A 24,069-nucleotide genomic window follows, 5' to 3' on the forward strand; every position below is an offset into this window, starting at 1 on the left:
TTTTAAACTTCTTTATCCTCGGTCAACTTTCACGTTAACAGCGACCATTCCTTTTGGGCCTCTTTCCATTTCGTACAAAACGGCATTTCCTTCTTTGATTGGTTCCATCAGGTTGTTGACATGAACAAACAAACTTTCACGTGTTACACCATCACGGATAAAACCAAACCCTTTGCCGTCGTTAAAGAACGTAACCGTACCTTTTCGAATCGGATCTTCTTGTAAATTTGGATCTTCTTTTGGAACGCCAATGACAATGTCTTCCACATTAATTTCAGTCCTTTTATCCGGATCCGGTGGAGTATCTGTAATCATGCCGTTCTCATCAACATAAGCAATCATATCATCCAGACTGCTTGGTTTTTCATTGTCCTTACGCGCTAATCGCTTTGCGTCTTTTTCTTTTCTCTTTTTCTCTTTCTTGTTACGGAGTTCTTTTTTTTGAAATGATTCTTGTGATCTACCCATAAATAATTTATCGTTTTTGGCGGGTTTGGCCTGTCTTTGAAGTAAGTAAGGAACTTGGTCCAAAAGTTACAGTCCGGATATCTTCGCTCAAATTATGATCTTGCGACCATCGGCGAACCAATAAAACCCGAAGTTAATATTCAATGTAAGGATTCAAAAAAGAGTACGACAACAGGAGGGAATCAACGAATACCATCTCAGATGGAAACCCATTTTCAAATCTTAATGCGTAAAGATACTCAAATATTTCGACATTTAATCTCTATTGCCCTGAGCACCGAACAAAGAGAGCATTCCTCCCTGAATCAACTCCCCCGATATTGACGCGCTTTGACGATCCGGTCATTCGCTGTATTTACTTACGTGTGAAATTTGTCGTTCTGTTGAATCCAAATGGAACTCACTTCTTGTTGAAAATTATTTTCATTTGGTGTTTGTGTTAAAAACAACGTGTTCGTTTCTTAATTTTGCAAAAAAATTCTGAATGAAAACCCCGGATAAAACAAATGCATCACGATTACTCGACAAGCAAAAAATAAAGTACGAACTTATTACCTATGAGGTTGACGAGCAAGACCTGAGTGCAACAACCTTAGCCGCAAAAATGGGACAAAATATCAAGATGATTTTCAAAACACTGGTATTAAGAGGAACAAGCACTGGAGTTTTTGTCTGTGTTATTCCGGGAGATACAGAATTGGACCTAAAACTAGCGGCCAAAGCTTCGGGCAACAAAAAGGCTGAAATGGTCGCAATGAAAGAACTTCTCCCTCTAACGGGCTACATCAGAGGTGGGTGCTCTCCTATCGGAATGAAAAAGAATTACCCGGTATTTATTCACAACTCCTGCCAGCAGTTTAACTCAATCTATGTTAGTGCCGGAAAACGCGGCACGCAATTAAAACTGAACCCCCAAGATCTGATTCGGATATGTAATGCAACTGTCGAACAATTAGTTTCTTAATTATCTCATAAAAGATTTCTCTTTTTCCGTATCGCCTACAAAGTCCTATTGTCGGGCTGTCTGGCTTTTACGGAACGATCATTTCGCCAAAAATTCCTTCTTATTTTTCATTTTTGTTTAATTCTTATTGTTTTTTCTTAAACAATTTAGTTTTGTTTACGTTTTACCTATAAACACTTAAACAAAACACAATGAAAGCAATCGTAAAAAAACAATCGAATTGGAATTATTTCCTACTGATCTTATCTGTTCTATTTGTTTCTTTTGGAACAGTGAGTTGCGACGACGACGATGACGACATGGACGACATGATGGAAGAAGCTGGCAATATTGTAGCCTCACTCGAACAAATTACAACAAGTCCTGGTGATTTTTATACCGATGACGCGAAAAGCGCTGTCCTCAAAGCCCAAATGCCAAAATTTAATCATCTGGCGCAAGCGGTGGTGAAAGCCGGTTTAGCAACTACAGTAGCAACCGAAGAACTTACTCTTTTTGCACCTACCGATGAAGCGTTCGAAATGCTGTTTACCACTCTTGGAGTTGATGGTATCGACGACCTAACAGCCGACCAATTAACGCCCATTTTACTCTATCACGTTGTTTCGGGCAAAGTAAAGTCTACCGATCTAATGAATGGCTACGTGTCCACCATCAACGGTGCAGGCTTAATGGTTGACTTGAGCGGTGATGTAATGATTAACAACGCCATGGTAATGTTGGCCGATTTGTGTGCCAAGAATGGGGTAATCCATATAATCGACAAAGTACTGTTACCTCCGTCGATGAACCTGGTTGAAACCGCTTTAAGCTATGATCCTGAATTTTCGATATTAGTGCAGGCTGTTGTTAAAGCCGACTTGCAGACGACTCTTGAAACCGGAGGTCCGTTTACGGTTTTTGCACCTACAAACGCTGCATTTGCGAATTTGTTGACCGAGTTAAACGCCAACAGTCTGGACGACATTGATGTCGCAACATTGAAAGCAGTGCTGTTATACCATGTGGTAGACGGTCGTGTATTTAGCTCTGATTTAACCACCGGAGCGGTAACAACACTGAACGGAGCATTCAACGTAAATACTTCGACCCTGAAAATTACGGACGCTAACAATCGTGAATCGGGGCTTGTTCCTACGCTGCTTGATGTTCAAGCTACTAACGGTGTCATTCACGTGATTGACAAAGTTCTGTTGCCTTAAAAATTTACGCCACGACAAACATAGATTATCGGAAAGAGTTTTTCATTCAGAAGAACTCTTTCTTCATTAAACCAGCACTTTAGCGGAAAATTCGCCTCGCAAATGATTCGCGAAGTGTTAGGGAATCATTAAATCGATCTTTTTTATTTTAAAGTTACCGGCCAACGATGTATTTTGCGAACTTTGTGTAAATCTTGATTTTGTCAGACCTTCATATTGGTGGGTCCGATAAATTATAACAACAATAAGCTTTATGTCTCCAGTTAAAAGATTCATTACTGAACCATTCGACCGGTTCATCAAACAGGAAAGCTCGTCAAGCATTGTCCTGCTAGGAGTTACGGTTCTAACGTTACTGGCCGTAAATGTTGGGCTAGCCGAACCCTATTTTGAACTACTTCAGAGTAAATTAACTTTTGCAATGGGTAGCTTCGAGTTGTCAAAATCGCTGGTTCTTTGGATCAACGATGGGTTGATGGCTGTTTTCTTCTTTCTGATCGGCTTGGAAATCAAACGCGAAGTTCTTGTCGGAGAGCTTTCCAGCGTCCGAAAAGCAAGCCTTCCGGCCTTTGCCGCTTTAGGCGGTATGCTATTCCCTGTTCTTATTTTTTTGCTCCTTAATCCATCTAAGGAAACCACACACGGATGGGCTATTCCGATGGCAACTGACATTGCCTTTACCTTGGGAATTTTGAATTTACTGGGGAAACGTGTCCCCTATGCATTGAAAGTATTTTTAACTGCCTTCGCGATTGTCGACGATTTGGGCGCGATTATCATTATCGCTGTTTTCTACAGCGCTTCCATCCAGATGACCTTAATTATGGCCGCCCTTGGACTGTTCCTGGTGTTGCTTGCCCTAAATTATTTCGGAATTTACAGCAAATACTTGTACTTCGTAGTCAGTGCAGTTATCTGGGTGTTATTCCTCAAATCAGGAGTACATGCCACGTTGGCTGGAGTGCTGGTCGCTTTTGCCATCCCGATTGGCAAGAAAATTAAATTGAAAGAATTCCAGCAGAACATGGACGAGGCGATCCAATCATTCAAACGGGTTAATGGAAAACAAAACCCGAAACATGTTCTGACGCACGACCAAATGGGCGCGGTAAACCGAATGGATGAGTTGACGAGTCATGTTCAATCGCCACTCCAGTCACTCGAGCATAAACTTCACGGGTGGGTCGGCTATGTGATTATGCCTATTTTCGCCTTTGCAAACGCCGGAGTACTTATTAATGCGGAAAGTTTTACGCAATTCGATTTATCGATGGTAATCGCTGCTGCTCTGGTCTTCGGTAACACAATTGGTATTAGCTTGTTCTCGTGGGTAGCGATCAAACTAAATCTGGCTAGTCTTCCGGCAAATACCAGCTATAATCAGTTATTCATCACCGCACTGCTTGGCGGTGTCGGATTCACAATGTCACTGTTCATAACGAACCTGGCATTTGTAGACCCGCTTTTCATTGATGCCTCAAAAATTGGAATCCTGATCGGTTCATTGATTTCAGGAGTCGGAGGATATTTCTTACTTAAATCGACCTTAAAATAAAAAAAATAAAGCCGCGTAATGCGGCTTTTATTTTTTTCACTTGCTAACGAATCCCTTTAAACCATTCCTGAAAGTAAACCCCTAAGACCGGAATTTCAGTTTCACGATTCTGAACGACTCCGATCAAACTAACCACCCAGAGAATAATTGCGACAATCCCCAGCGTAATCCGCAGACCGGGAACGATTGCACCCAGTAACGCAACAAGATAGATACCAAGAGTTTGCCTGAGGTAAAACGAGCATTGCGGCTCTTTCTCCGCGTCATTCATAATTATAGCGACCACCCAACCAACCAACGAAAAATGGGCGATTAACGATTTTAATTGCGAATTCATAAGCTTTATCTTTCAATGAAAATTTTCAGTTCAGTTTGATCCCAATCTACAGGAAAAAAATACCAACGCCCGCCACAGTTATAAACGCGCCTACAACCTCTTTTGTATTTACTTTTTCTTTAAAAATTAAAATAGCCGGAGGAATAATCATTACAGGCACGATAGCCATAATCGTAGCTGCAACCCCGGCTTTCGTATGCTGAATGCTCAACAACGAAAAAGCAACGCCCAGAAAAGGGCCAAAAAACGAGCCGAGACCAATGCGCTTCATGGCGGATAAATCGGTCACTGCCGACCATAAACGCCGATATCTTTTCATAAAAATGACCAGAATAGTAAATCCTATCAAACCGGTAAACACACGAATCTGTGACGCGGCAAAAGCATCATAGTCGCCCATCCCTTTTTTACTAAGCACCAAGCCACTAGCCTGCCCCAAGGCTCCACCCAATGCCAACAAAACTCCGTAAACCGGGTAGGCCGAACTTAGCTTCCGTCTGATCTTCTCCTCGCCCACTATCGACTTGTTCCCGCGCTTCAGGATCACCATACTAATTCCGGTTAAGGTCACAACCATCCCGACCCAATTCATGGCTGATAGCACTTCATCCAAAACGAAATAAGAAATGAAAGCGGTAAAGGGCGGTGTCATTGCCATAACCAGCATCGAAACCCGCGCTCCGATCACGACAAAAGCCTGAAATAGGAGCAAATCACCAATCAAAAAGCCGACAATGCCCGACAAGGCCAACCACAGCCAGCGTTCGGTTCCGGCATCAAACGGAAACCACATTCCCCGGGTAATCTGCGTATAGATCGCATAAATGCCAAAGGCGATAATTAGCCTGATCAGATTTACGGACAGCGAGCCCACTTTTTTCCCTGCCGACTCGAATGCCATACTGGTAACAGTCCAGAAAACGGCGGTCAGCAAAGCTGCAATTTCTCCAAAATAATTCATGCGCGTTAATCTATAAATAAGCGATTGATCCACTTTTAGTGGAACCAAAAGTAATAAGTTTTGTCAGACATGTTACTCATGCACCCTGCCATCCCGCAATCTATTTTACTAGTTTGAATCGCCAATGCCGGGAAACAATATCTCCAATGCTCGTCTATTTTCCCGATGCAAACTGCATTTACTAAAGCCGACTCACTCCATCCCCTCTACTTATCGGAGCATTTAAAAGCAAAGAAAGGGATTGCGCTATTTGTATTCCCTCAGACTTGCCAGGAAGACGAAGTCACAGGATTTAGGTGGTGGTGTTTTACAGAACAGATAGTTCAGACTAAAAAAAATGCGATATGACCAATATGCAACCGTTATTAATTATCTTTACAGAGCAAACAAAGTAATGTTTTCAAACTCGATGCTATTGCCGTCAATGGCAATACACGTAGTAGTAAAATCGACTTTTTTTGTTACTCATGATTAAAAAGACCGCCGCACCAGCGGTCTTTTTTTGTATCATCCTTCAATTCTCCAGCCCATAGCTAAACCAGTTGCTTTCAGCTGAGTCGAATCTCCGGACGTAAACTCCATAAACCGAACGCACTACAGTCGGTTCAATAGACGTAAAAAGCTCCTCAAAACAACCAATAAAAAAAACCAGCATCTTTCGACACTGGTTTTACACTCATTTTTGGCAAAATGATTGACTGCGGTGCAGTCTTTTTATCTTGAATGGTTATAATCCAACTCCTATTTCTCTAAATCGTGTTCGTGAACGCCCAAAATTGAGCGCCCCGATGGGTCAACGTTATTCTGGAAGGAAGCATCCCACGCCAACGCTTCGGCAGTACTACAAGCAATTGATGGAACAGATGGCACACAAGCAGCCGCCTGATCGGATGGGAAATGTTCGGCAAAGATTGAGCGGTACAAATACTCTTCTTTTGAACGTGGCGTATTCACCGGGAAACGGAAATGCGCACTCGCCATCATTTCATCGCTTACTTTTTCGGTGGCTATTTGCTTCAATGTATCAATCCAGCCATAGCCAACTCCGTCTGAGAACTGTTCTTTCTGGCGCCAGGTAACGCTTTCAGGCAACATGTCTTCGAACGCTTTACGAACAACATACTTTTCAATTTTACCTTTACCAGCCATTTTATCTGCCGGATTCAAGCGCATGGCCACATCCATAAATTCTTTGTCCAGAAATGGCACCCGACCTTCAACACCCCAGGCTGCCAACGACTTATTCGCCCGTAAGCAGTCATACAAGTTCAGTTTATTGATCTTGCGAAGCGTTTCCTTATGAAACTCTTCCGCATTCGGCGCTTTATGGAAATACAGATAACCACCGAAGATTTCGTCGGCTCCCTCGCCTGTCAGTACCATTTTGATTCCCATCGACTTAATAACGCGCGACAACAAATACATTGGAGTGGAAGCACGAATGGTGGTTACGTCGTACGTTTCGATATGGTAAATTACATCGCGAATCGCATCCAAACCTTCCTGAATCGTATAGTGAATTTCGTGATGAATTGTTCCGATATGATCGGCAACTTTTCGTGCTGCAGCTAAATCAGGCGATCCATCAAGGCCAATCACGAAAGAGTGCAACTGAGGCCACCAGGCATCTTGTTCGCCATTCGTTTCAACACGTTTGCCGGAGAATTTTTTTGCCAATGCTGAAGTTACCGATGAATCCAATCCTCCGGACAGCAATACACCGTAAGGCACATCAGACATCAGCTGACGCTGAACTGCTGCTTCCATTGCTTCGCGAAGTTCGTCAACACTGGTTGTATTATCCTTTACGTTTTCGTAATCCATCCAGTCGCGGTTCCACCAGCGTTTAATTTCGCCGTCTTTGCTATACAAATAACTGGCGGGTGGAAACTCCTGAATTTTTGTACAGTAACCTTCCAGCGCTTTCAACTCGGAAGCAACATAAAAATGTCCGCGCGCGTCCCAGCCCATGTACAACGGAATAATTCCAATATGGTCGCGACCAACCAAATAGGAATCATTTTCTTCGTCGTATAAAACAAAACCGAATATACCATTCAGATCGTCGAGAAAATCGACGCCTTTTTCCTGATACAAAGCCAAAATAACTTCACAATCAGATCCGGTTTGGTATTCATACTTATCTTTTGTTAACTCGCGGATTTCAGCATGATTATAAATTTCACCATTGACTCCGAGAATTAATTTTTTGTCTTTGCTATAAAGTGGTTGACCTCCTGATTCAGGGTCAACGATCGACAAACGTTCGTGCGCGATGATTGCTTTTTCGCCACAGTAAATTCCAGACCAGTCTGGTCCGCGATGTCTTAATCTTTTTGATTGTTTTAATACTTGAGTTCTCAATTCCTGAGAATCAACTTTTAAGTCAAATACGCCTACTATTCCACACATATTGCCAAAAATTAATTGTGTTATGCCTACAAATTGTAACCGTCAAAATTAATCTATTTGTTTTAATCTCAAAACTAGAGCTGACACTTTTCTATCAATACCTCCATATTTTAAGCAAATAAATTAATTTAGATATTTTTTGATTTCTTTTTGAAATTCATTTTCATCCAACCACCCCCTCCTTCATCGTGGCCTTGCATCCAAATTAACCACTTTTCAACCTCTACCCCTCCCAAAAGAAGGGGCACGAACCGGAAAAATGCTTTTCGGTTATTCGTTCGGCATGAATTACTGATTGAAATAAAACTGCTAAAAAAAATAGCAGTTTAAAAGTAAACTGCTATTAATATGATTAAACATTGTATCTATACATTAAATCTGAAGTGCATTATATCGCCATCCTGCACCACATATTCTTTCCCTTCAACCGACATTTTTCCTGCTTCTTTACAGGCTTGCTCTGACCCCAGGCTGATAAAATCCTTGTATTTGATAACTTCAGCACGAATAAAACCTTTTTCAAAGTCGGTATGAATCACGCCGGCTGCCTGAGGGGCTTTAAATCCTCGATGATAGGTCCAGGCACGAACCTCTTTGACTCCCGCAGTGAAGTAGGTTTCAAGTTGTAATAATTTATAGGCGGTTTTAATCAACTTGTTCACTCCTGACTCCTTGAGGCCTAAATCTTCGAGAAACATTTGACGTTCGTCGTAACTTTCCAACTCTGCTATATCGGCTTCGGTTGCAGCAGCAATTACCAGCAATTCTGCACTTTCATCCTTAACGGCTTCTTTTACCGCATCAACATATGCATTGCCTGTAAGTACAGAAGCTTCGTCTACATTGCAGACATATAAAATTGGCTTATTGGTCAGCAATTGCAGATCTTTCGCCAATTTGATATCTAAGTCATCAATTTCAACTGTTCGAGCAGATTTCCCTTGAACCAACGCCTCTTTGTAGGCAACCAAGATTTTCACCAGTCGTTTTGCTTCCTGATCGTTTCCGGTTTTAGCCTGCTTTTCCACTTTCTGAAGACGTGCCTCAACCGTCTCCAGGTCTTTCAATTGCAACTCGATGTCAATGGTTTCCTTGTCGCGCACCGGATTAATTGTTGTGTCGACATGGGTAATATTATCGTTTTCAAAACAACGCAACACATGAATAATGGCATCCGTTTCGCGGATGTTACCCAAAAACTTATTTCCCAATCCTTCACCTTTGCTGGCACCGCGAACCAACCCGGCGATATCTACAATCTCAACGGTAGTTGGAACAATTCGCTCAGGGTGTACAAACTCGGACAACTTATTCAATCGTTCGTCCGGCACTGTAATCACGCCCACATTGGGTTCGATGGTGCAAAACGGAAAGTTTGCTGATTGCGCTTTCGCATTCGACAAACAATTAAACAACGTTGACTTCCCGACGTTTGGAAGCCCTACAATACCACACTTTAATGCCATTCTGTTAGTTTCTAAAAATTGCGCTGCAAAGTTAAACCTTTTTCCCTATTTTTGACTATACAGGTATTGAACACGATTATATTCCGTTGACAATATCAAGTTTTGAATTTCTCAAAACGTCTTTCGACTTATCTTTATTTATTAGAAGGTCGGAAACCATCGCTAAGATTTTGAATCTAACGACCACACACGATTAAAACGAACGAACTATGATCTTAAAATCCGTATCAATAGACTGCGTTATTTTTGGGTTTGACGGAATCTCGCTTAACATACTACTTTCGCAGCAAAACCCTGAAAATGCCCTAAAATCAATCAGAGCTCAGAAAGACTTCGAAGACATCAAACACCTGTATGAAAATCACCCGTCGCTGACTGACCCGAAATCCTGGAATGTTTTTGGAGCCCACGTACCCGTTGAGAAAGATCTGGATGAATTTGCCCAAGAGCTCCTTTATATGGCCACAGGCATGAACGATGTTTTTCTGAAACAGTTTCATTGCTTTGGAAAGCCCGACCGGGTGCCTAATAATCGGGTGTTGACAATTGGATACTACGCCCTGATTAATCCGAATCACCACACCATAAAGAAGTCGATCGAACTAAATGATCTTAAGTGGTTTAAACTGGATAGGCTCCCAAAACTTGTATTCGACCACCCGTATATTATTAACAAGGCACTGGAACACTTACGACAGGAAGTTCGATACCATCCGGTTGGTTTTCACCTCCTACCCGACAAGTTCACCTTAACCGAATTCCAAAGCTTGTACGAAGTTATCCTCGACAAGAAAATGGACACACGCAACTTCCGCAAAAAAATTGCGAATATGGGATTGTTGATCGACACCGGAGAAAAACAACAAAATGTGTCGCACCGGGCAGCAAAACTTTTCCGATTCGATGAACAGGTCTACAATCAACTTAAGAATGATGGATTAAAATTTCGAATTGAATAGCCAATTATCCGAATGTAACCCTTAATTTCATCGCCCGAATATTAAACCTTAAGGACAAAAACCTGTCTTAATTGAAAATCGTTTGCCCGGAAGAATGATCGACGAACAGCAACTTATAGCCGATTTAAAACACGATGCGACTAAGCAAACAGCATTCCGATCCTTAGTTAGCTGCTATAAGGAACGGCTATATTGGCATGTCCGTAAAATTGTACTCGACCACGAAGACACAGATGATATCCTGCAAAATGTGTTCATTAAAGTATGGCGAAACATCGACTCCTTCCGCGCCGAATCGGGACTTTACACCTGGCTTTATCGGATTGCGACAAACGAATCACTGACTTTCTTAAGCCACAAAAAGAAAAAAACGTTCAACGGAACCGATGATGACCTGAATGACTATCTGCTTGAAAACGTTCAGGCCGATCCCTACTTCAATGGCGACGAATTGCAGCGACAGTTACAGGCAGCAATCGCACGCCTGCCTGAAAAGCAACGACTGGTTTTCAACATGCGTTACTACGACGATATTAAATATCAGGATATGGAAAAGATTTTAGAAACCTCTGAAGGAGCGTTGAAAGCCTCTTATCACCATGCGGTAAAAAAAATCAGTGAGTTCATAAAAAACTTAGAATAGAATTTGCGGGGATAATTAAACTTTTTGTCAAAATTGAAGTCAATAAGAATAGATGAAAGACACGAACAACATATGGAATCCGGAACAGAAGGGAAGTAAAAAGCCCCCTTTTGACGTTCCAACTGGCTATTTCGAAACATTCGAAGACCGCCTCGATGCGCGGATCACAGCATTGGAAGAGAAACCCGGCACCAGAAAAACCATCATCCGAATCCTAAAACCAGTTATCGGGTTGGCTGCCTGCTTTGTGCTCATTTTGTTGCTTGTAAAATACCCATTATCAAGATTCACCGGAACGATTGTAGCTGAAACGGAGATTGAATCAACGTATGAGAGAGACCTTCTCGAAGATGTCATTTTATCGAACACCTTATTTATTGACGATAAGATTCTGGTTCAAACGATTGCAACAACGGATTTAAGCAACAACACAAACCATGAAGAAATGGTCATCATTGCATCAGAAGAGTTAAACGACTATGAAATTTTTGCCGAATTATATAATTAGAAAAGCATGAAAAATTTATCCATCATCCTACTCCTAATGTTCTTTTCGCTGGCAAGTTTTGCGCAAATAAAAGATCGCATGGAAGAATTTGAGCGCTACAAATCGAACCGGGTATCCTATATGACTGAGAAACTTCAACTCACACCTGAAGAAGCTCAAAAGTTCTGGCCTATTTATAATGAATACGACCAATCCAGAATCAGCTTTCATCAGAAAAAAAAGGAACTGGAATCGAAAGTCAGAGACAACTACAATAAACTCTCGGATGCAGAATTAACGAAACTGAACAGCGAGCAGATCAGTCTGATCGTAAAAGAAGCCGAGTTGGCAAAATCGTACAATGAAAAATTCCTAAAGGTTTTGCCGGTTAAAAAAGTTATTTTGATCAGTCCGACTGAAAGCGAATTCAGATTCAAAGTAATCAGGGAATACCGACAACGGGAAAAAGAAAATAAGAAATAAAAAAAGGCCTCTTCGGGCTTTTTTTTTATTTCTTATTTGGATCGATCTATTTCGACAAAACTTCAATCATTTCATCCGGGCTCAGCAAATTTTGCTCACCAGACTTCATATTTTTCAGGTTCACTTTCCCCTGACTCATTTCCTCTTCGCCAACAACGGCTACCCAAGCAATGTTTTTGCGGTCGGCCCAAGTCATTTGCTTCTTCATTTTTGCCGGCTCAGGAAATATTTCCGCATTGATTCCGGCTTCGCGCAAACGCAGCAACACAGGTAAACAGAACGCCTCTTCTTTGGCTCCAAAATTAACAAACATCACTTTGGTGGAAGCAACAGCTTCTTCCGGAAACAACTCCAATTGAGTCATTACATCGTAAATCCGATCGGCACCAAACGATACGCCAACCCCCGATACCCCGGGCATTCCGAAGATTCCGGTCAGGTCGTCGTAGCGACCACCACCACAGATGCTGCCAATTTGTACATCTTTCGCTTTCACCTCGAAAATGGCTCCGGTGTAATAATTTAAGCCGCGCGCAAGCGTTAAATCCAGCTCAACCTCCGTATTCAACTCAACTGTACTGATATACCCAAAGAAAGTGCGAACTTCTTCAATCCCCTTCTTTCCAACTTCAGATCCGCCAATCACGGCTTCCAGACGATCCAACTTTTCGTCGGTTGTTCCACTCAGTTGTAAAATTGGCTGCAGCTTTTCTACGGCGTCCTGCGAAACTCCTTTTTCAAGCAATTCCTCATTCACCTTTTCCAGCCCGATTTTATCCAGCTTATCAATTGCTACCGTGATATCAATAATCCGATCAGCTTCGCCAATCGTTTCGGCAATTCCGGCCAGAATTTTCCGATTGTTGATTTTCACGACTGTGTTCACATTCAAACGGGTAAAAACGTCGCTAATAATCTGCACCAGTTCAAATTCATTCAGCAACGAATCGCTTCCAACAATATCGACATCGCACTGGTAGAACTCGCGGTAGCGTCCCTTCTGAGGCCGGTCGGCACGCCAAACCGGTTGAATTTGGTATCGCTTAAACGGAAAGGATATATCGTTCCGGTATTGCACAACGAAACGCGCGAAAGGCACGGTCAAATCGTAGCGAAGGCCTTTTTCCGAAATCTGGTTCGTCAGTTTAACACTGTTTCGGGCAATCAAATCGTCTTCAGAAGCTTTGGATGCAAAATCGCCCGAGTTCAGAATTTTGAACAGCAACTTATCGCCTTCTTCTCCATATTTTCCCATTAAAGTTGAAAGGTTCTCCATCGCCGGGGTTTCAATCGGCTGAAATCCGTAGAGTTGAAAAACTGCTTTAACCGTATCGAAAATATAATTCCGGCGAGCCATTTCTACCGGTGAAAAATCTCTGGTTCCTTTTGGGATTGAAGGTTTCTGTGCCATCTATTTTATAACGTTATTTCAACAGTGAATAATTTGCTTTCTATTGTAGAACTTACTTGTTGCTTAAAATTATCCTCTTTTGATTTTTTGTGTTCAAAACAACCTGTTCGTTTCATTGGTTGAATGTCCGAATAAGGACACATCAAATCTCTCTAAAACTCAGCAAGCTCCTGCTATTAAGGCTGCAAAAATAACGAAAAATGGCAGGTCTTCAAGAAGAGCCGCCAATAAAGACCATAAAACTTAAAATACCACAACCACGAAGCCTATTTGATAAAACGATAGGTCACCGGATAGCGGTAAAATTCACCTTGCGATGCCTTCACGCTGCCAATCACAGTATATATCAGCGTATACAAACCAACCACTGCCAACAGGAGTAATCCCACTGCGACAACAATCAGGATCGCCGAAACCACCAGGGCTATTGTCATTGTGATCTGGAAATTCAAAGACTCCTTCCCTTGATCTTCTACAAAATCAAACTCGGCACGCTTGGTACTATATACGATGATGGGACCAATAATATTTCCAAAAGGAATAACGGCTCCTGCCAATGCCGAAAGATGACACAACATGCCCCAGGTACGTTCATCCGGGTTTTCAATTATTCGTTCCATATAGCTATTTTTCAGGGTTTTAATTCATTGTATTCCAATCCTTAACGATAAATATAGTAAAATACGACGGAAAGGATCAATCCGGAAACTATCAGCACCAGAAAATTCATCATCAACACTTTACGCGATGTCTTGCTGACCAACCCCCAGGCATAGATCATTTTCATGACATTGTTACTGTTGGTCGCGTTAATCACCGCCAGTGCCACCATCATGCTCAACAAACCTGAATTTTGCTGCAACAAGTACAACAAAAACGGGTCTACATCGAACAATCCGACCACAAAGGCCAGTCCGGCAACACCACTACTCCCGTATTGCTCCATCACGAACTGCGTGATCAATCCAAAACCAACAAACAAAACTCCAAAAATTGTCGCTGTCTTCAACTCCAGCGGGTTCTTGGTATCCAACGAGTCAATTACAGCGTGATCCGGATCGTCCGAACCGGGCTTTCGCAACACCAGCCGCGACAGGCCAAAAGCAATAAAAAACTGAAACAGAAATGGCACAACCAGTAATTTGCCAATCGCGCCGTTAAAAACAAAAGCCAACACCAGCACCCGCAAATACATCATCCCATTGGCCAACAAAATAGCCGATATGGATTGAATGCCGGTCCGCTCTGCTTTTTCCCTTCGCGCCAGGATAATTGTTGTGGCAGTGCTGCTATAAATGCCCCCAAGAAAACCAGTCAACAAAATGCCTGATTTCGGGAACACGAATTTTTTGATCAGATAACTAACATACGAAACACCTGAAACGACAACAATCGCCAGCCAAATCTGATAGGCCGAGACAGGAATAAATTCAGCCAGATCACTGGTTGGCAATAATGGTAAAATGATCCCTGCAAAAGCGATAAATTTGGCCAATGTGGTAAACTCCTCCTGCGATGCTTTTTCCGAAATCGTCCGAAACGTACTTTTCATCTCGGTCAAAATCAAGATCGCCACAACAAACGACAGAACCAACCAAATAGGCTGGGTATACACCATAATGGGCAAACAAAAAGTGAGCAACGCAAGAACAGAGGAGGTTAAGCCGAAATCTTTCAGCAGTTTTATTTTTTGAAAATACTGGACACTAATTAGCAAACCTAGTATGGCGAAACCAATTAAGAACGGAATGTGACTAACCTGATCAAACAAATATAACACATAGCCGAGCAGGCCAATAAAAGCAAAGGTACGGTCGGTACCAAAAAGCTCGTTGTCCTCCTGCTTCAAATGATGACGTCGCTGCCCCATCCCAATCAAAAGGGAAAACAATAACACGAATACAAAGTTGATAATCTCGGCAGGCAAATAGTTCTCCAGATCCATTAGTCGGGCTTTTTAACAAAGATAGGTTTTAGGCCACCTGAAAGCAACAGTTCCACTCCCCAAACATATCCGAGCCTCCTTCCAGAACCGGCCTAAATGATTTTTCACTTTTTTGGGAGCCTCCCTTGCTCTATGGCTCAACCCCAAATATGCACCTCCAGACAATAAACGAATGCTTTTCTGCGGCGTTTCGTGCGGTTGTGTTTCACGGGCAAATTTCAAATCTCAGCCGTGAAAATATTTCTGCTTGATAACATAATCCCGGGGGGGGTACTTTTACGGGGTTCGCCTGATTAACAATCAAAATTTGCTGGAGCTGCTGCTGCTTTTGCAAACTACCAGACCTGGGTTGGGCAATTTTCATCGGGTAGTAGTACCATCAATAGTCAGTCAAGCCCGGAGAGGGCGAACACAATAGAACAATTGGCGGCTTACATGCTTAAGGTTGAGTCAATGGGTCTTGAGGGATGGATGAATTTTCAAACAGCCAGCGGAAGTGATTATTACGTCGCAATCCAAAATGGACAGTGCCGATTATATAATTTTACGCCTTATGTTGCCAGTTCCCAAGGCGGTGGAGATTATTCACTTTTCTTTAATGGCGAGACTCTTTCTGTAATGCAGGGTGATAATACTATTTATTCGACAGCTGCTACTTCTGGGAAAGGAGAACATATGAATAATCCGAATTCACAGAAAATATCTAATCTTGGTCCTATTCCAGAAGGAAACTACTTCTTTTATAACCATAAATGGAGTGAACAAACTAAGATTAGACAGGTATATAATATCATCGCTAGAAATGGGGATTGGGTTGACTGGAATGTGCCGCTTAATTATATTAGCTGGAAAGGACCTCGCACATTAAGACATAGTTTTTATTTGCATGGTGGTTTTTGGCCTGGTTCAGCTGGCTGTATTGATGCTGGTGGTAATGTAGGAGATATTTACAATTACGTGAAAAATCAAGGTGTCACTTACTTAAGGGTTCAATATTAGCATGAGACAAATTCTAACAACAATTATTATACAAGTTATTTTTTACGTATTTATATTTTACCGAAATATGATACTTGAAGAATCACCTGTAATGAATGGAATCTTATATGGTCTGCTTATTTTGGGGCTGTCGTATTTTATATTCCATAGCTTCTATGCTAAAGCACATCGAATAAAAACGTATCTACTTAATTTATTTACTCTATTCGTGCTTTTGGAATTAATGAATTATTATAGCTATAAACAAGGAATGCTTCCTAAATACCATGATGTTCCAACATTCTGGAGCTTTTCTATTGCTCTTATTGCAATAGCAATATATTTAGGCATACTGGCGTTTCTGGCGTATTTGATAAGAAAACTAAAGAAAGTTAAATAGAAATGAAGAGGGTGTCGATTGGCACCCTTTTTATTTGCAGTATTTTGCTATTTCTTTTTTAGCAATGTCATATCCCAAATCTAAAGCTTTACGTAAATCGCTACACCCTTTACCCGCTCTTCGGGATATGCCAAAAGCTGGTAATTGCTGGTCAGGATTTGTAATCCTGACCTTGTTAACACCGGATTTGCAATCCACATATACCAAATAAATTGTACCTTCACGCCTATGGGAATACGCAATAGAATATCGCCGGGAAGAAAAGATGCCTTATATCCACTTCAATCCGGTCAAGGCCGAGTTGGTGGCAAATCCCGAGGAATATCTATACAGTTCGGCCAGGGATTATGCGGGCGAAAAAGGATTAGTTAATATTGAATTTGTATGACTGAGACTGTTTGTTTAATCGGATTGCAAATCCGGGCTTACAAGGGATCGGATTATAAATCCGATCCAGCCGCGTTGAACAATATTTGAGCACATCCGGAGGAGCAGGGGGTAGGACTATTAACAAAAGGTAGAGAACTTGTCGTGTGGGAATATTTAAGGCAAGCTAAATTCAACCGTTCATTATCTGGTAATTTTTCACAGCCAGTAAATCATTCATTACGAGCATTAAAAAACACAGGTAGAGTACTTGGTTATACAGGTGTGGCTCTTTCAGGGGTTGATATGGCAGTAAATGGTGTTAATGTAAGTAATAGTCTAGACTTAATTATGGGAGGAGTTGCATTCGTACCTGGATTTGGTTGGGCAGTTTCTGGTCTATACTTTGTCGGAAACCTTGGATGGCAAGCATATTCTGGAAATACAATTGGAGAATCCATTCAAAGCAATTTTACTGACCCTAATGCATCTTGGAAACCTTGGTAAATTAACAATTATGAAGTTTTTTGATTACTCATATTATCGAATATGTGATTTTTATAAAAAGAAGAAAGATTCATCAGCTGAGATGACGAGTTCTTTGGTTATTTCTTTAATGCAGTTTTTTACCGTTCTTGATTTGTTTATTCTCGTCCGAGTATTTTGGGAGTATCCAATTCCTGGCAATTTTTCAAAATACTGGTTTTTGCCTTTGATTATTATTTTTCCTATAATCAATTGGAATAGATATGTGAAAGCTAAAAAGTACAGGGAATATAGAGGTGTTTGGAAAACGGAAACTGGGAAAGAAAAACGGAAGAAGGGCTGGCGTATTATTCTTTATTTGATACTGTCTATTGCAATTCCAATACTGTATGGTATTATAAAGCAAAATTTGATAGAAGGAAAGAGTTTCTTTGGATAAGAGAAACGCCGTTTAGCAGATGTATTGTACTGCTGCGTATTTTGCAATATATTGTTGTTAAAAATGTCTGCCGATAATTATTTTATCACTGATCAAAATGCTGTTCAAATTCCTTGCGGATCTCTTCAAACTCTTCGGGATTGCCGAAAAAATCAAATTGAAGTTGGCCGGGGATAGTGTCCTGTTCAAAAAAACCACCTACCCCTCGTCTTAGCGCTAGCGGTGACGAGGGGTTCGCTGTTGGGCGTTTGTAACGCCGTTTAGCAGATGTATTGTACTGCTGCGTATTTTGCAATATATTGCTGTTAAAAATGTCTGCCGATAATTATTTTATCACCGATCAAAATGCTGTTCAAATTCCTTGCGGATCTCTTCAAACTCTTCGGGATTGCCGAAAAAATCGAATTGAAATTGGCCGGGGATAGTGTCCTGTTCAAAAAAAACAGAATCCGGCTGAAAATACAGACCGAAGCGCTGCATCATCTGCTCGTGCAATTTGTCGAAATCGGGGAATGAATTCTGAAACCCTGGCATCACAATCGAACTATCGCTGAATTGCTGGTCGAACTGACCAAAAAACTCTTTAGCTGATCCCGGGAAAAAATCGCCAAAAAATCCATCTGACTCATCCCCAAACGAACCTTTAAACATTTCCTCCATCTGTTTTTGAAGCTCGTTAAAAGTAGCCTGATTCAGGGTCGAATCCGACGACCAACTTTTCACATACGTTGAATCGAACCGAATGAGATTCCCCTGCTCGTCGTACTCTCTGGTCACTTTTGATTGTTCATTTGGGCCAGCCGGGTCGCCTTTACTTTGCGCCTGCAACAACTGAGCTGAAAACACGATGATTACGAGCAATAAAAAATGTTTCATAACGTAGCTGAAATTAATTGTTGATTCTCTGATTTAACGATATGGAATTAGTCTCTCACCCACAAATTTAACGCAACAAAGTGCAAATTTTTCTAAAAAATATTTAAACAATTTAATCTGCTGCCAACAAAAATGGCCACCCGGAGGCAGCCATTTTTAAGATCATTCGCGATTGATTTATTCAACCAACTTCTTGTATTTAATTCGGTGCGGGCCTTCATCGCCCAGACGTTTTTTCTTGTTTTCTTCGTATTCCGAATAGCTACCTTCGAAAAAGTACACGCGCGATTCGCCTTCGAATGCTAAAATGTGCGTGGCGATGCGATCCAGGAACCAACGGTCATGCGAGATCACTACGGCGCAACCGGCGAAGCTTTCCAAACCTTCTTCCAGGGCCCGAAGTGTGTTCACATCAATATCATTGGTCGGCTCATCAAGCAGCAACACGTTGCCTTCTTCTTTTAAAGCCATGGCCAAATGCAGACGGTTACGCTCACCGCCCGAAAGGATGCCACATTTTTTCTCCTGGTCGGAACCGGAAAAGTTGAAGCGCGAAACATAGGCGCGGGCATTCACCTGACGTCCACCAAGTGCAATCAGATCGTTTCCTCCGGAAATGACATCGTAAACCGACTTGTTGGCATCAATAGCCGCATGCGATTGATCGACATAAGCCAACTTCACGGTTTCGCCAACATCGAACGTTCCTTTGTCGGCCTGCAACTGTTTCATGATCAACTTAAACAGGGTCGTTTTACCGGCGCCGTTTGGCCCAATTACACCAACGATACCGTTGGGTGGCAGCACAAAGTCCAGATCCTCGAACAGAATACGCTCGCCAAACGCCTTTGTAACACCATGCGCTTCAATCACATGCTGCCCCAATCGCGGTCCATTCGGAATATAAATCTCCAGCTTTTCTTCTTTTTGCTTCACATCTTCATTCAACAACTGGTCGTAAGCATTCAAACGGGCTTTCGCCTTGGCATGACGGGCCTTGGGAGCCATTTTTATCCACTCCAGCTCGCGCTCCAGCGTTTTACGGCGTTTCGATTGCTGCTTTTCTTCCATCGCCAGTCGCTTCGACTTCTGCTCCAACCAGGACGAATAGTTTCCTTTCCATGGAATTCCCTCACCACGATCCAACTCAAGAATCCATCCGGCTACATTGTCGAGGAAGTAGCGGTCGTGAGTGATACAGATAACCGTTCCTTTATATTGCTGCAGGTGCAACTCCAACCATTGTACCGACTCCGCATCCAAGTGGTTGGTTGGCTCATCGAGCAACAATACGTCAGGTTCTTTCAACAACAAACGGCACAAAGCTACCCGCCGCTGCTCACCACCAGACAATTCGCTCACTAACTGATCACTGGGCGGACAACGAAGCGCATCCATAGCCCGCTCCAGCTTTGCATCCAGATTCCACGCGTCGAAATGATCAATCTTATCCTGCAGTTTCGCTTGCTCATTAATCAGCGCATCCATTTTATCCGGATCTTCCAGAACGTCAGGGTCTGCAAATTTCAAGTTGACTTCTTCGTACGCCTTTAGTGCATCTACAATCTCCTGCACCCCTTCCTCTACAATTTGCTTCACTGTTTTTGTGGGATCAAGATGGGGTTCCTGTTCCAGATAGCCAACAGAATATCCGGGTGAAAAAACCAGCTCTCCCTGGTACGATTTTTCCAATCCTGCAATTATCTTCAACAAGGTCGACTTACCGGAACCGTTCAATCCGATGATTCCGATTTTTGCGCCTAAAAAGAAAGACAACGAGATGTCTTTAATGACTTGTTTCTGCGGTGGGTAAGTTTTACTTACCTTATACATCGAGAAAATAATCTTCTTATCGTCACTCATACTACATTTATTATATTAATCACGATCAAAATGGGCTTTCAAACTAGCTAACCCAAATTATTGGTTAGCAAAAGTAATGCATTTTAAGTCTTATTATCCATACTTTTATAATGGTAATTCTAAAAATGCAGCGCTTTGAAAATTTTAGTGGTGGATGATAATCCTATCAATCAGAAATTTGTACAATATTCACTTCGTAATGCTCACATTGTTGACACTGCAAATGATGGAGAAGAAGCGGTTATGAAAGCCTCCGCTAACACTTACGATCTGATTATAATGGATCTGTCGATGCCCATTATGGATGGAGCTGAAGCCACTTTACGTATACGCCAACTCGAATGCGAGCCCAACCGACAAACACCAATAGTCGTATTCACTACCAGCAATATGGAAAACGACCGGGAAAGATGCATGAAATACGGAGCTAACGACTACCTGATAAAACCAATTCGCGCAGCAAAGCTCATGGAACAGGTTGCGCTATACTCCGGCCAATAACATCACAGCCTTCAAATCTTTAAATATCAACCCCCTGCGATTTCAAAAACTGCAATAGTTTAGCTGAAAAGTGAAGATTGTCTGCTTTTTTATATCGCACATCAGTAAAAACCTGCGCCAAATTTTCCTTACCATTCTCGGCCACAAAGCGCGCTGAACTTTCCAGTGCTTCCTTTTCACTGAAGATCTCATTAATACGTTGCTCGGTGTTGGGTGAATAGCATTCATCATGAACGATCGCATCCAATGGAAGCCGATCGGTTAAAGGTGGATTTTGATCGGGATAGCCCACCGTTATTGCAGTTACGGGAATTACGCCATTCGGCAGTTTCAATACTTCGCTTATTTCGGGAGCGTTATAAAGCGCGGTTCCCAAATAGCAAATTCCCAATCCTTCCGATTCAGCAGCCAAACAAATGTTTTGGGCAAATAACGAAGCATCAACCACGGAATTCAGGATCCACAGAAAATTATCGTATCCCGCATCGGCCTTACGCAACTCACACCAACGATTAAAGCGATTCAGATCGGCACAAATCGTCAACAACACCGGGGCTTCTTTAACGATCGGCTGATTAAAATGAAGCGGCGCCATGCTTGCCTTTTTCTCTTCATCGCGAGTTACAACCACGCTGTACAATTGCATATTCCCGGTTGTTGATGCCCGTGTTCCGGCTTCTAGAATTTGACTTAAAAGTTCATCGGCAATTGGTAATGACTTATACTTCCGGATGGAGCGGTGTTCAACTATCGTTTTTATCATAGGGCTTTCTATTTTATGGCGCAAAGTTAAACGGTTGCCCCGAAACTGAAAACAAATTCAGAAACTCCTATAAAAAACAAAAGGGAGGCTTTAAACCTCCCTTTGCTCTCTTTACATTCCTAACGCTTGATAATTCTCTGCGTACTCACTATTACATCATCGTCTAACATGAGGGTAATAAAATAGATCCCTTTGCGCAATTCGGTTGTCGATATCATATTGGCTGGATGGACAACTTCTTTTACTCGTTGCCCAACAACATTGATAATAAAAAGCCGGTTAATTTTATCGTAATTTCTGATGTATAAAACATCGTTAAACGGGTTCGGATAAACAACAAAACTTTCTCGGTCCTCAATCTCGTCCTCAACACTCAAGCTCTGTTCATTCCCGTCTAAAGTTCGGAAAGGATCAGTATGCCAGGCAGCATTCGATGAACTCTCGCCCACACTAGCTGCGAACAGGTTTAAATTCGCGGTCAACCCCAAGAACAGGGCAGCGAAAACAATCCAGGGCTTCTGACTATACCGAGTAAACTTTCTCCCCATAGTATTCATTTTAGCTTCACTCCGAAACAGGTTCGTGATTTTAAATTTTAGTTCTTCACTGAAACACAATAAAATCAATCTGAACGTTTACACTCTTACATACCGTTACAAACCTAAATCTTTTCTGTTAAACAAACAACACTTTCGATAAATTTATAGGACATATCCGGAATACTACCCTCCTCACAAACAGATACATAGCTCGACAATCCCATACAATTATGTTTTTGTATGCTAATTTTTTATTTTGTTCACTTGAATTCGTACAACACGATGTTATCCCGCTGACATAGTTGGGTCGCAAAGTTTTTTTTGGCCGAGAATACAATAAAGGTTTTGCGAAATAGTTTTACTTAGTGATCACAACGCTAAATCGGATAAAAAGACTGCTAAATTTTCAACGAACTTTCGGACAAGGCCAAAAGCCACAATAAACCACTGAATATCAGCACACCAATGATTAATAACAGCTCGAAATTGACTCCACTTTTACAGCCAGGACAAATTATTCGGAGTACTTTGCTCCTTCTTGTTTGTGTGGTCATAACACTATCAAATCCTTCGTGCAAAACTTGTGAATGTCCGGCCTACTCTCTCAATAAAAATGCGAAATCGGAAATACTTACCAGTGCAACAAAAGGCGACAGCAATGCGACCATGAACATAATACATCGCAGTGAACATATAAATATATCAAGGGATCATACACACACTTTCAACTATCAAATCCACAACTACGACTATCCGAATGGGGTTTTCTTGACTACAGACCCTCTTCATTCAACATCATCAACACTTAAAACGTCAACACATCGCCTCTCCAGTTCAAAATACAGTCTCAATTCGGCTTCGATTCGCCGTTGATATCTAGTACACTCACTCGTACCGGAGAGTCGGCTCGCAACAATCGCCTTTAATGGCAGTCCGCTGCGCTGAAGTTCGAGGCGCTCGGTTGACAGCCGGCTGCTACAGGTTTCGGCTTTGTTGGCTGGAAATATCCGGATTGGCCAATCCAACAATCAGCAAATCGGAAAACAATCACACAACACACTGAACTGAAGCCAACTAAACAACAACAATCGCAAGACTAAAACCAGGAATTATCACAACGCCATTGAAAATAGAACCAAGCTGCCAGACGAACATTAATTAAATTTTAAACTCAGCGGCAAAACAGCAAAAGGAATTTAAAAAACTTGACCATGTTGATTATAGTTCGTTATTTTGTGTGGCTTTTGAAAAATGAGCTAATAAATCAAAGAATAATCTTTCATTAATTATTAAACTTTCATACTATGTCAAAAATTAAAATCGGTATTAACGGTTTTGGCCGTATCGGTCGTTTCGTTTTCCGTCAAGCTATCGCAAAAGGTACAATTCAAGTAGTTGCTATCAACGACTTGATCGATGTTGACTACATGGCTTACATGTTAAAATACGACTCAACACACGGTATTTTCAACGGTACAGTAGAAGTTAAAGACGGTAAATTGATCGTAAACGGTGCTGAAATTCGTGTAACTGCCGAAAGAAACCCTGCTGACATTAACTGGGGA

Annotated in this window: 25 protein-coding genes; 12 read left to right on the forward strand and 13 right to left on the reverse strand. The window is 41.8% G+C overall.

From position 1 onward, the window contains the following. Nucleotides 1-12: 12 nt before the first annotated feature. Nucleotides 13-531, reverse strand: coding sequence for a cold-shock protein (locus ABZD21_RS10555; RefSeq protein ID WP_372774949.1), 519 nt, complete (start codon nt 529-531; stop codon nt 13-15). Between the two features lie 421 nt (nt 532-952). Between ABZD21_RS10555 and ybaK the strand changes: the two genes are divergently transcribed. From ybaK to nhaA, 3 genes are all read left to right on the forward strand, one after another. Continuing rightward, nucleotides 953-1,432, forward strand: coding sequence for a Cys-tRNA(Pro) deacylase (ybaK, locus tag ABZD21_RS10560; RefSeq protein WP_372774950.1), 480 nt, complete (start codon nt 953-955; stop codon nt 1,430-1,432). A 191-nt stretch (nt 1,433-1,623) separates the two neighbouring features. Further along, on the forward strand, nt 1,624-2,634 hold the full coding sequence (locus ABZD21_RS10565) for a fasciclin domain-containing protein (RefSeq protein WP_372774951.1): 1,011 nt from the start codon (nt 1,624-1,626) through the stop codon (nt 2,632-2,634). A gap of 253 nt (nt 2,635-2,887) precedes the next feature. After that, entirely contained in the window at nt 2,888-4,189 is a 1,302-nt protein-coding gene (nhaA, locus tag ABZD21_RS10570) for a Na+/H+ antiporter NhaA (RefSeq protein WP_372774952.1), read from the forward strand. A 43-nt stretch (nt 4,190-4,232) separates the two neighbouring features. Here nhaA and ABZD21_RS10575 read toward each other — a convergent pair whose 3' ends face one another. From ABZD21_RS10575 to ychF, 4 genes are all read right to left on the reverse strand, one after another. Next, on the reverse strand, nt 4,233-4,526 hold the full coding sequence (locus tag ABZD21_RS10575) for a hypothetical protein (protein ID WP_372774953.1): 294 nt from the start codon (nt 4,524-4,526) through the stop codon (nt 4,233-4,235). Nucleotides 4,527-4,572: 46 nt separating this feature from the next. Continuing rightward, nucleotides 4,573-5,487, reverse strand: a complete 915-nt coding sequence (locus tag ABZD21_RS10580; RefSeq protein ID WP_372774954.1) for a DMT family transporter — start codon at nt 5,485-5,487, stop codon at nt 4,573-4,575. A 741-nt stretch (nt 5,488-6,228) separates the two neighbouring features. After that, nucleotides 6,229-7,899 (reverse strand): asparagine synthase B, encoded by a 1,671-nt coding sequence (gene asnB / locus ABZD21_RS10585; protein ID WP_372774955.1) that lies wholly within the window; start codon nt 7,897-7,899, stop codon nt 6,229-6,231. Nucleotides 7,900-8,264: 365 nt separating this feature from the next. After that, a complete protein-coding gene (ychF, locus tag ABZD21_RS10590) occupies nt 8,265-9,365 on the reverse strand; it encodes a redox-regulated ATPase YchF (RefSeq protein ID WP_372774956.1) in 1,101 nt (366 codons plus the stop codon). Between the two features lie 209 nt (nt 9,366-9,574). Between ychF and ABZD21_RS10595 the strand changes: the two genes are divergently transcribed. The 4 genes from ABZD21_RS10595 (at nt 9,575) to ABZD21_RS10610 (ending at nt 11,937) form a co-directional block, all read left to right on the forward strand. Then, nucleotides 9,575-10,324 carry an NUDIX hydrolase gene (locus tag ABZD21_RS10595; RefSeq protein ID WP_372774957.1) on the forward strand — a complete coding sequence of 250 codons (750 nt, stop codon included), beginning with the start codon at nt 9,575-9,577 and terminating at the stop codon, nt 10,322-10,324. 94 nt (nt 10,325-10,418) lie between these two features. Continuing rightward, entirely contained in the window at nt 10,419-10,967 is a 549-nt protein-coding gene (locus ABZD21_RS10600; protein WP_372774958.1) for an RNA polymerase sigma factor, read from the forward strand. 52 nt (nt 10,968-11,019) lie between these two features. Continuing rightward, a complete protein-coding gene (locus ABZD21_RS10605) occupies nt 11,020-11,475 on the forward strand; it encodes a hypothetical protein (RefSeq protein WP_372774959.1) in 456 nt (151 codons plus the stop codon). Between the two features lie 6 nt (nt 11,476-11,481). After that, nucleotides 11,482-11,937, forward strand: a complete 456-nt coding sequence (locus tag ABZD21_RS10610) for a hypothetical protein (RefSeq protein ID WP_372774960.1) — start codon at nt 11,482-11,484, stop codon at nt 11,935-11,937. Between the two features lie 46 nt (nt 11,938-11,983). Here the strand turns inward: ABZD21_RS10610 and hisS are convergent, their stop codons facing one another. From hisS to ABZD21_RS10625, 3 genes are all read right to left on the reverse strand, one after another. Then, on the reverse strand, nt 11,984-13,348 hold the full coding sequence (gene hisS, locus ABZD21_RS10615; RefSeq protein WP_372774961.1) for a histidine--tRNA ligase: 1,365 nt from the start codon (nt 13,346-13,348) through the stop codon (nt 11,984-11,986). Between the two features lie 266 nt (nt 13,349-13,614). Next, complete coding sequence (locus tag ABZD21_RS10620; RefSeq protein ID WP_372774962.1) at nt 13,615-13,968, reverse strand: DUF4870 domain-containing protein; 354 nt, start codon at nt 13,966-13,968, stop codon at nt 13,615-13,617. Between the two features lie 41 nt (nt 13,969-14,009). Continuing rightward, nucleotides 14,010-15,293 (reverse strand): MgtC/SapB family protein, encoded by a 1,284-nt coding sequence (locus tag ABZD21_RS10625; RefSeq protein ID WP_372774963.1) that lies wholly within the window; start codon nt 15,291-15,293, stop codon nt 14,010-14,012. A gap of 435 nt (nt 15,294-15,728) precedes the next feature. Here ABZD21_RS10625 and ABZD21_RS10630 point away from each other — a divergent pair, with 435 nt between their 5' ends. From ABZD21_RS10630 to ABZD21_RS10640, 3 genes are all read left to right on the forward strand, one after another. Next, on the forward strand, nt 15,729-16,292 hold the full coding sequence (locus ABZD21_RS10630) for a tlde1 domain-containing protein (protein ID WP_372774964.1): 564 nt from the start codon (nt 15,729-15,731) through the stop codon (nt 16,290-16,292). A gap of 910 nt (nt 16,293-17,202) precedes the next feature. After that, nucleotides 17,203-17,544 (forward strand): hypothetical protein, encoded by a 342-nt coding sequence (locus ABZD21_RS10635; RefSeq protein ID WP_372774965.1) that lies wholly within the window; start codon nt 17,203-17,205, stop codon nt 17,542-17,544. Between the two features lie 10 nt (nt 17,545-17,554). After that, nucleotides 17,555-17,962 carry a hypothetical protein gene (locus ABZD21_RS10640; protein WP_372774966.1) on the forward strand — a complete coding sequence of 136 codons (408 nt, stop codon included), beginning with the start codon at nt 17,555-17,557 and terminating at the stop codon, nt 17,960-17,962. Nucleotides 17,963-18,047: 85 nt separating this feature from the next. Here ABZD21_RS10640 and ABZD21_RS10645 read toward each other — a convergent pair whose 3' ends face one another. The 3 genes from ABZD21_RS10645 to ettA form a co-directional block, all read right to left on the reverse strand. Beyond that, nucleotides 18,048-18,257, reverse strand: coding sequence for a hypothetical protein (locus tag ABZD21_RS10645; RefSeq protein ID WP_372774967.1), 210 nt, complete (start codon nt 18,255-18,257; stop codon nt 18,048-18,050). A 38-nt stretch (nt 18,258-18,295) separates the two neighbouring features. After that, nucleotides 18,296-18,838, reverse strand: coding sequence for a hypothetical protein (locus ABZD21_RS10650; protein ID WP_372774968.1), 543 nt, complete (start codon nt 18,836-18,838; stop codon nt 18,296-18,298). Between the two features lie 177 nt (nt 18,839-19,015). After that, complete coding sequence (gene ettA / locus ABZD21_RS10655; RefSeq protein ID WP_372774969.1) at nt 19,016-20,701, reverse strand: energy-dependent translational throttle protein EttA; 1,686 nt, start codon at nt 20,699-20,701, stop codon at nt 19,016-19,018. 135 nt (nt 20,702-20,836) lie between these two features. Here ettA and ABZD21_RS10660 point away from each other — a divergent pair, with 135 nt between their 5' ends. Beyond that, nucleotides 20,837-21,202: a response regulator gene (locus ABZD21_RS10660; protein ID WP_372774970.1), complete on the forward strand. Its 366-nt coding sequence runs from the start codon at nt 20,837-20,839 to the stop codon at nt 21,200-21,202. Between the two features lie 19 nt (nt 21,203-21,221). On the opposite strand, the gene ABZD21_RS10665 is transcribed toward ABZD21_RS10660, so the two are convergent. Next, a complete protein-coding gene (locus ABZD21_RS10665) occupies nt 21,222-21,965 on the reverse strand; it encodes an NADPH-dependent oxidoreductase (RefSeq protein WP_372774971.1) in 744 nt (247 codons plus the stop codon). Between the two features lie 119 nt (nt 21,966-22,084). Then, complete coding sequence (locus ABZD21_RS10670; RefSeq protein WP_372774972.1) at nt 22,085-22,513, reverse strand: T9SS type A sorting domain-containing protein; 429 nt, start codon at nt 22,511-22,513, stop codon at nt 22,085-22,087. Between the two features lie 1,295 nt (nt 22,514-23,808). Here ABZD21_RS10670 and ABZD21_RS10675 point away from each other — a divergent pair. After that, nucleotides 23,809-24,069: glyceraldehyde 3-phosphate dehydrogenase NAD-binding domain-containing protein (locus ABZD21_RS10675; protein WP_372774973.1), on the forward strand; the 261-nt coding region annotated here is incomplete at its 3' end.

It is taken from the genome of Mangrovibacterium sp. (assembly GCF_041596335.1).
Lineage (GTDB): Bacteria > Bacteroidota > Bacteroidia > Bacteroidales > Prolixibacteraceae > Mangrovibacterium.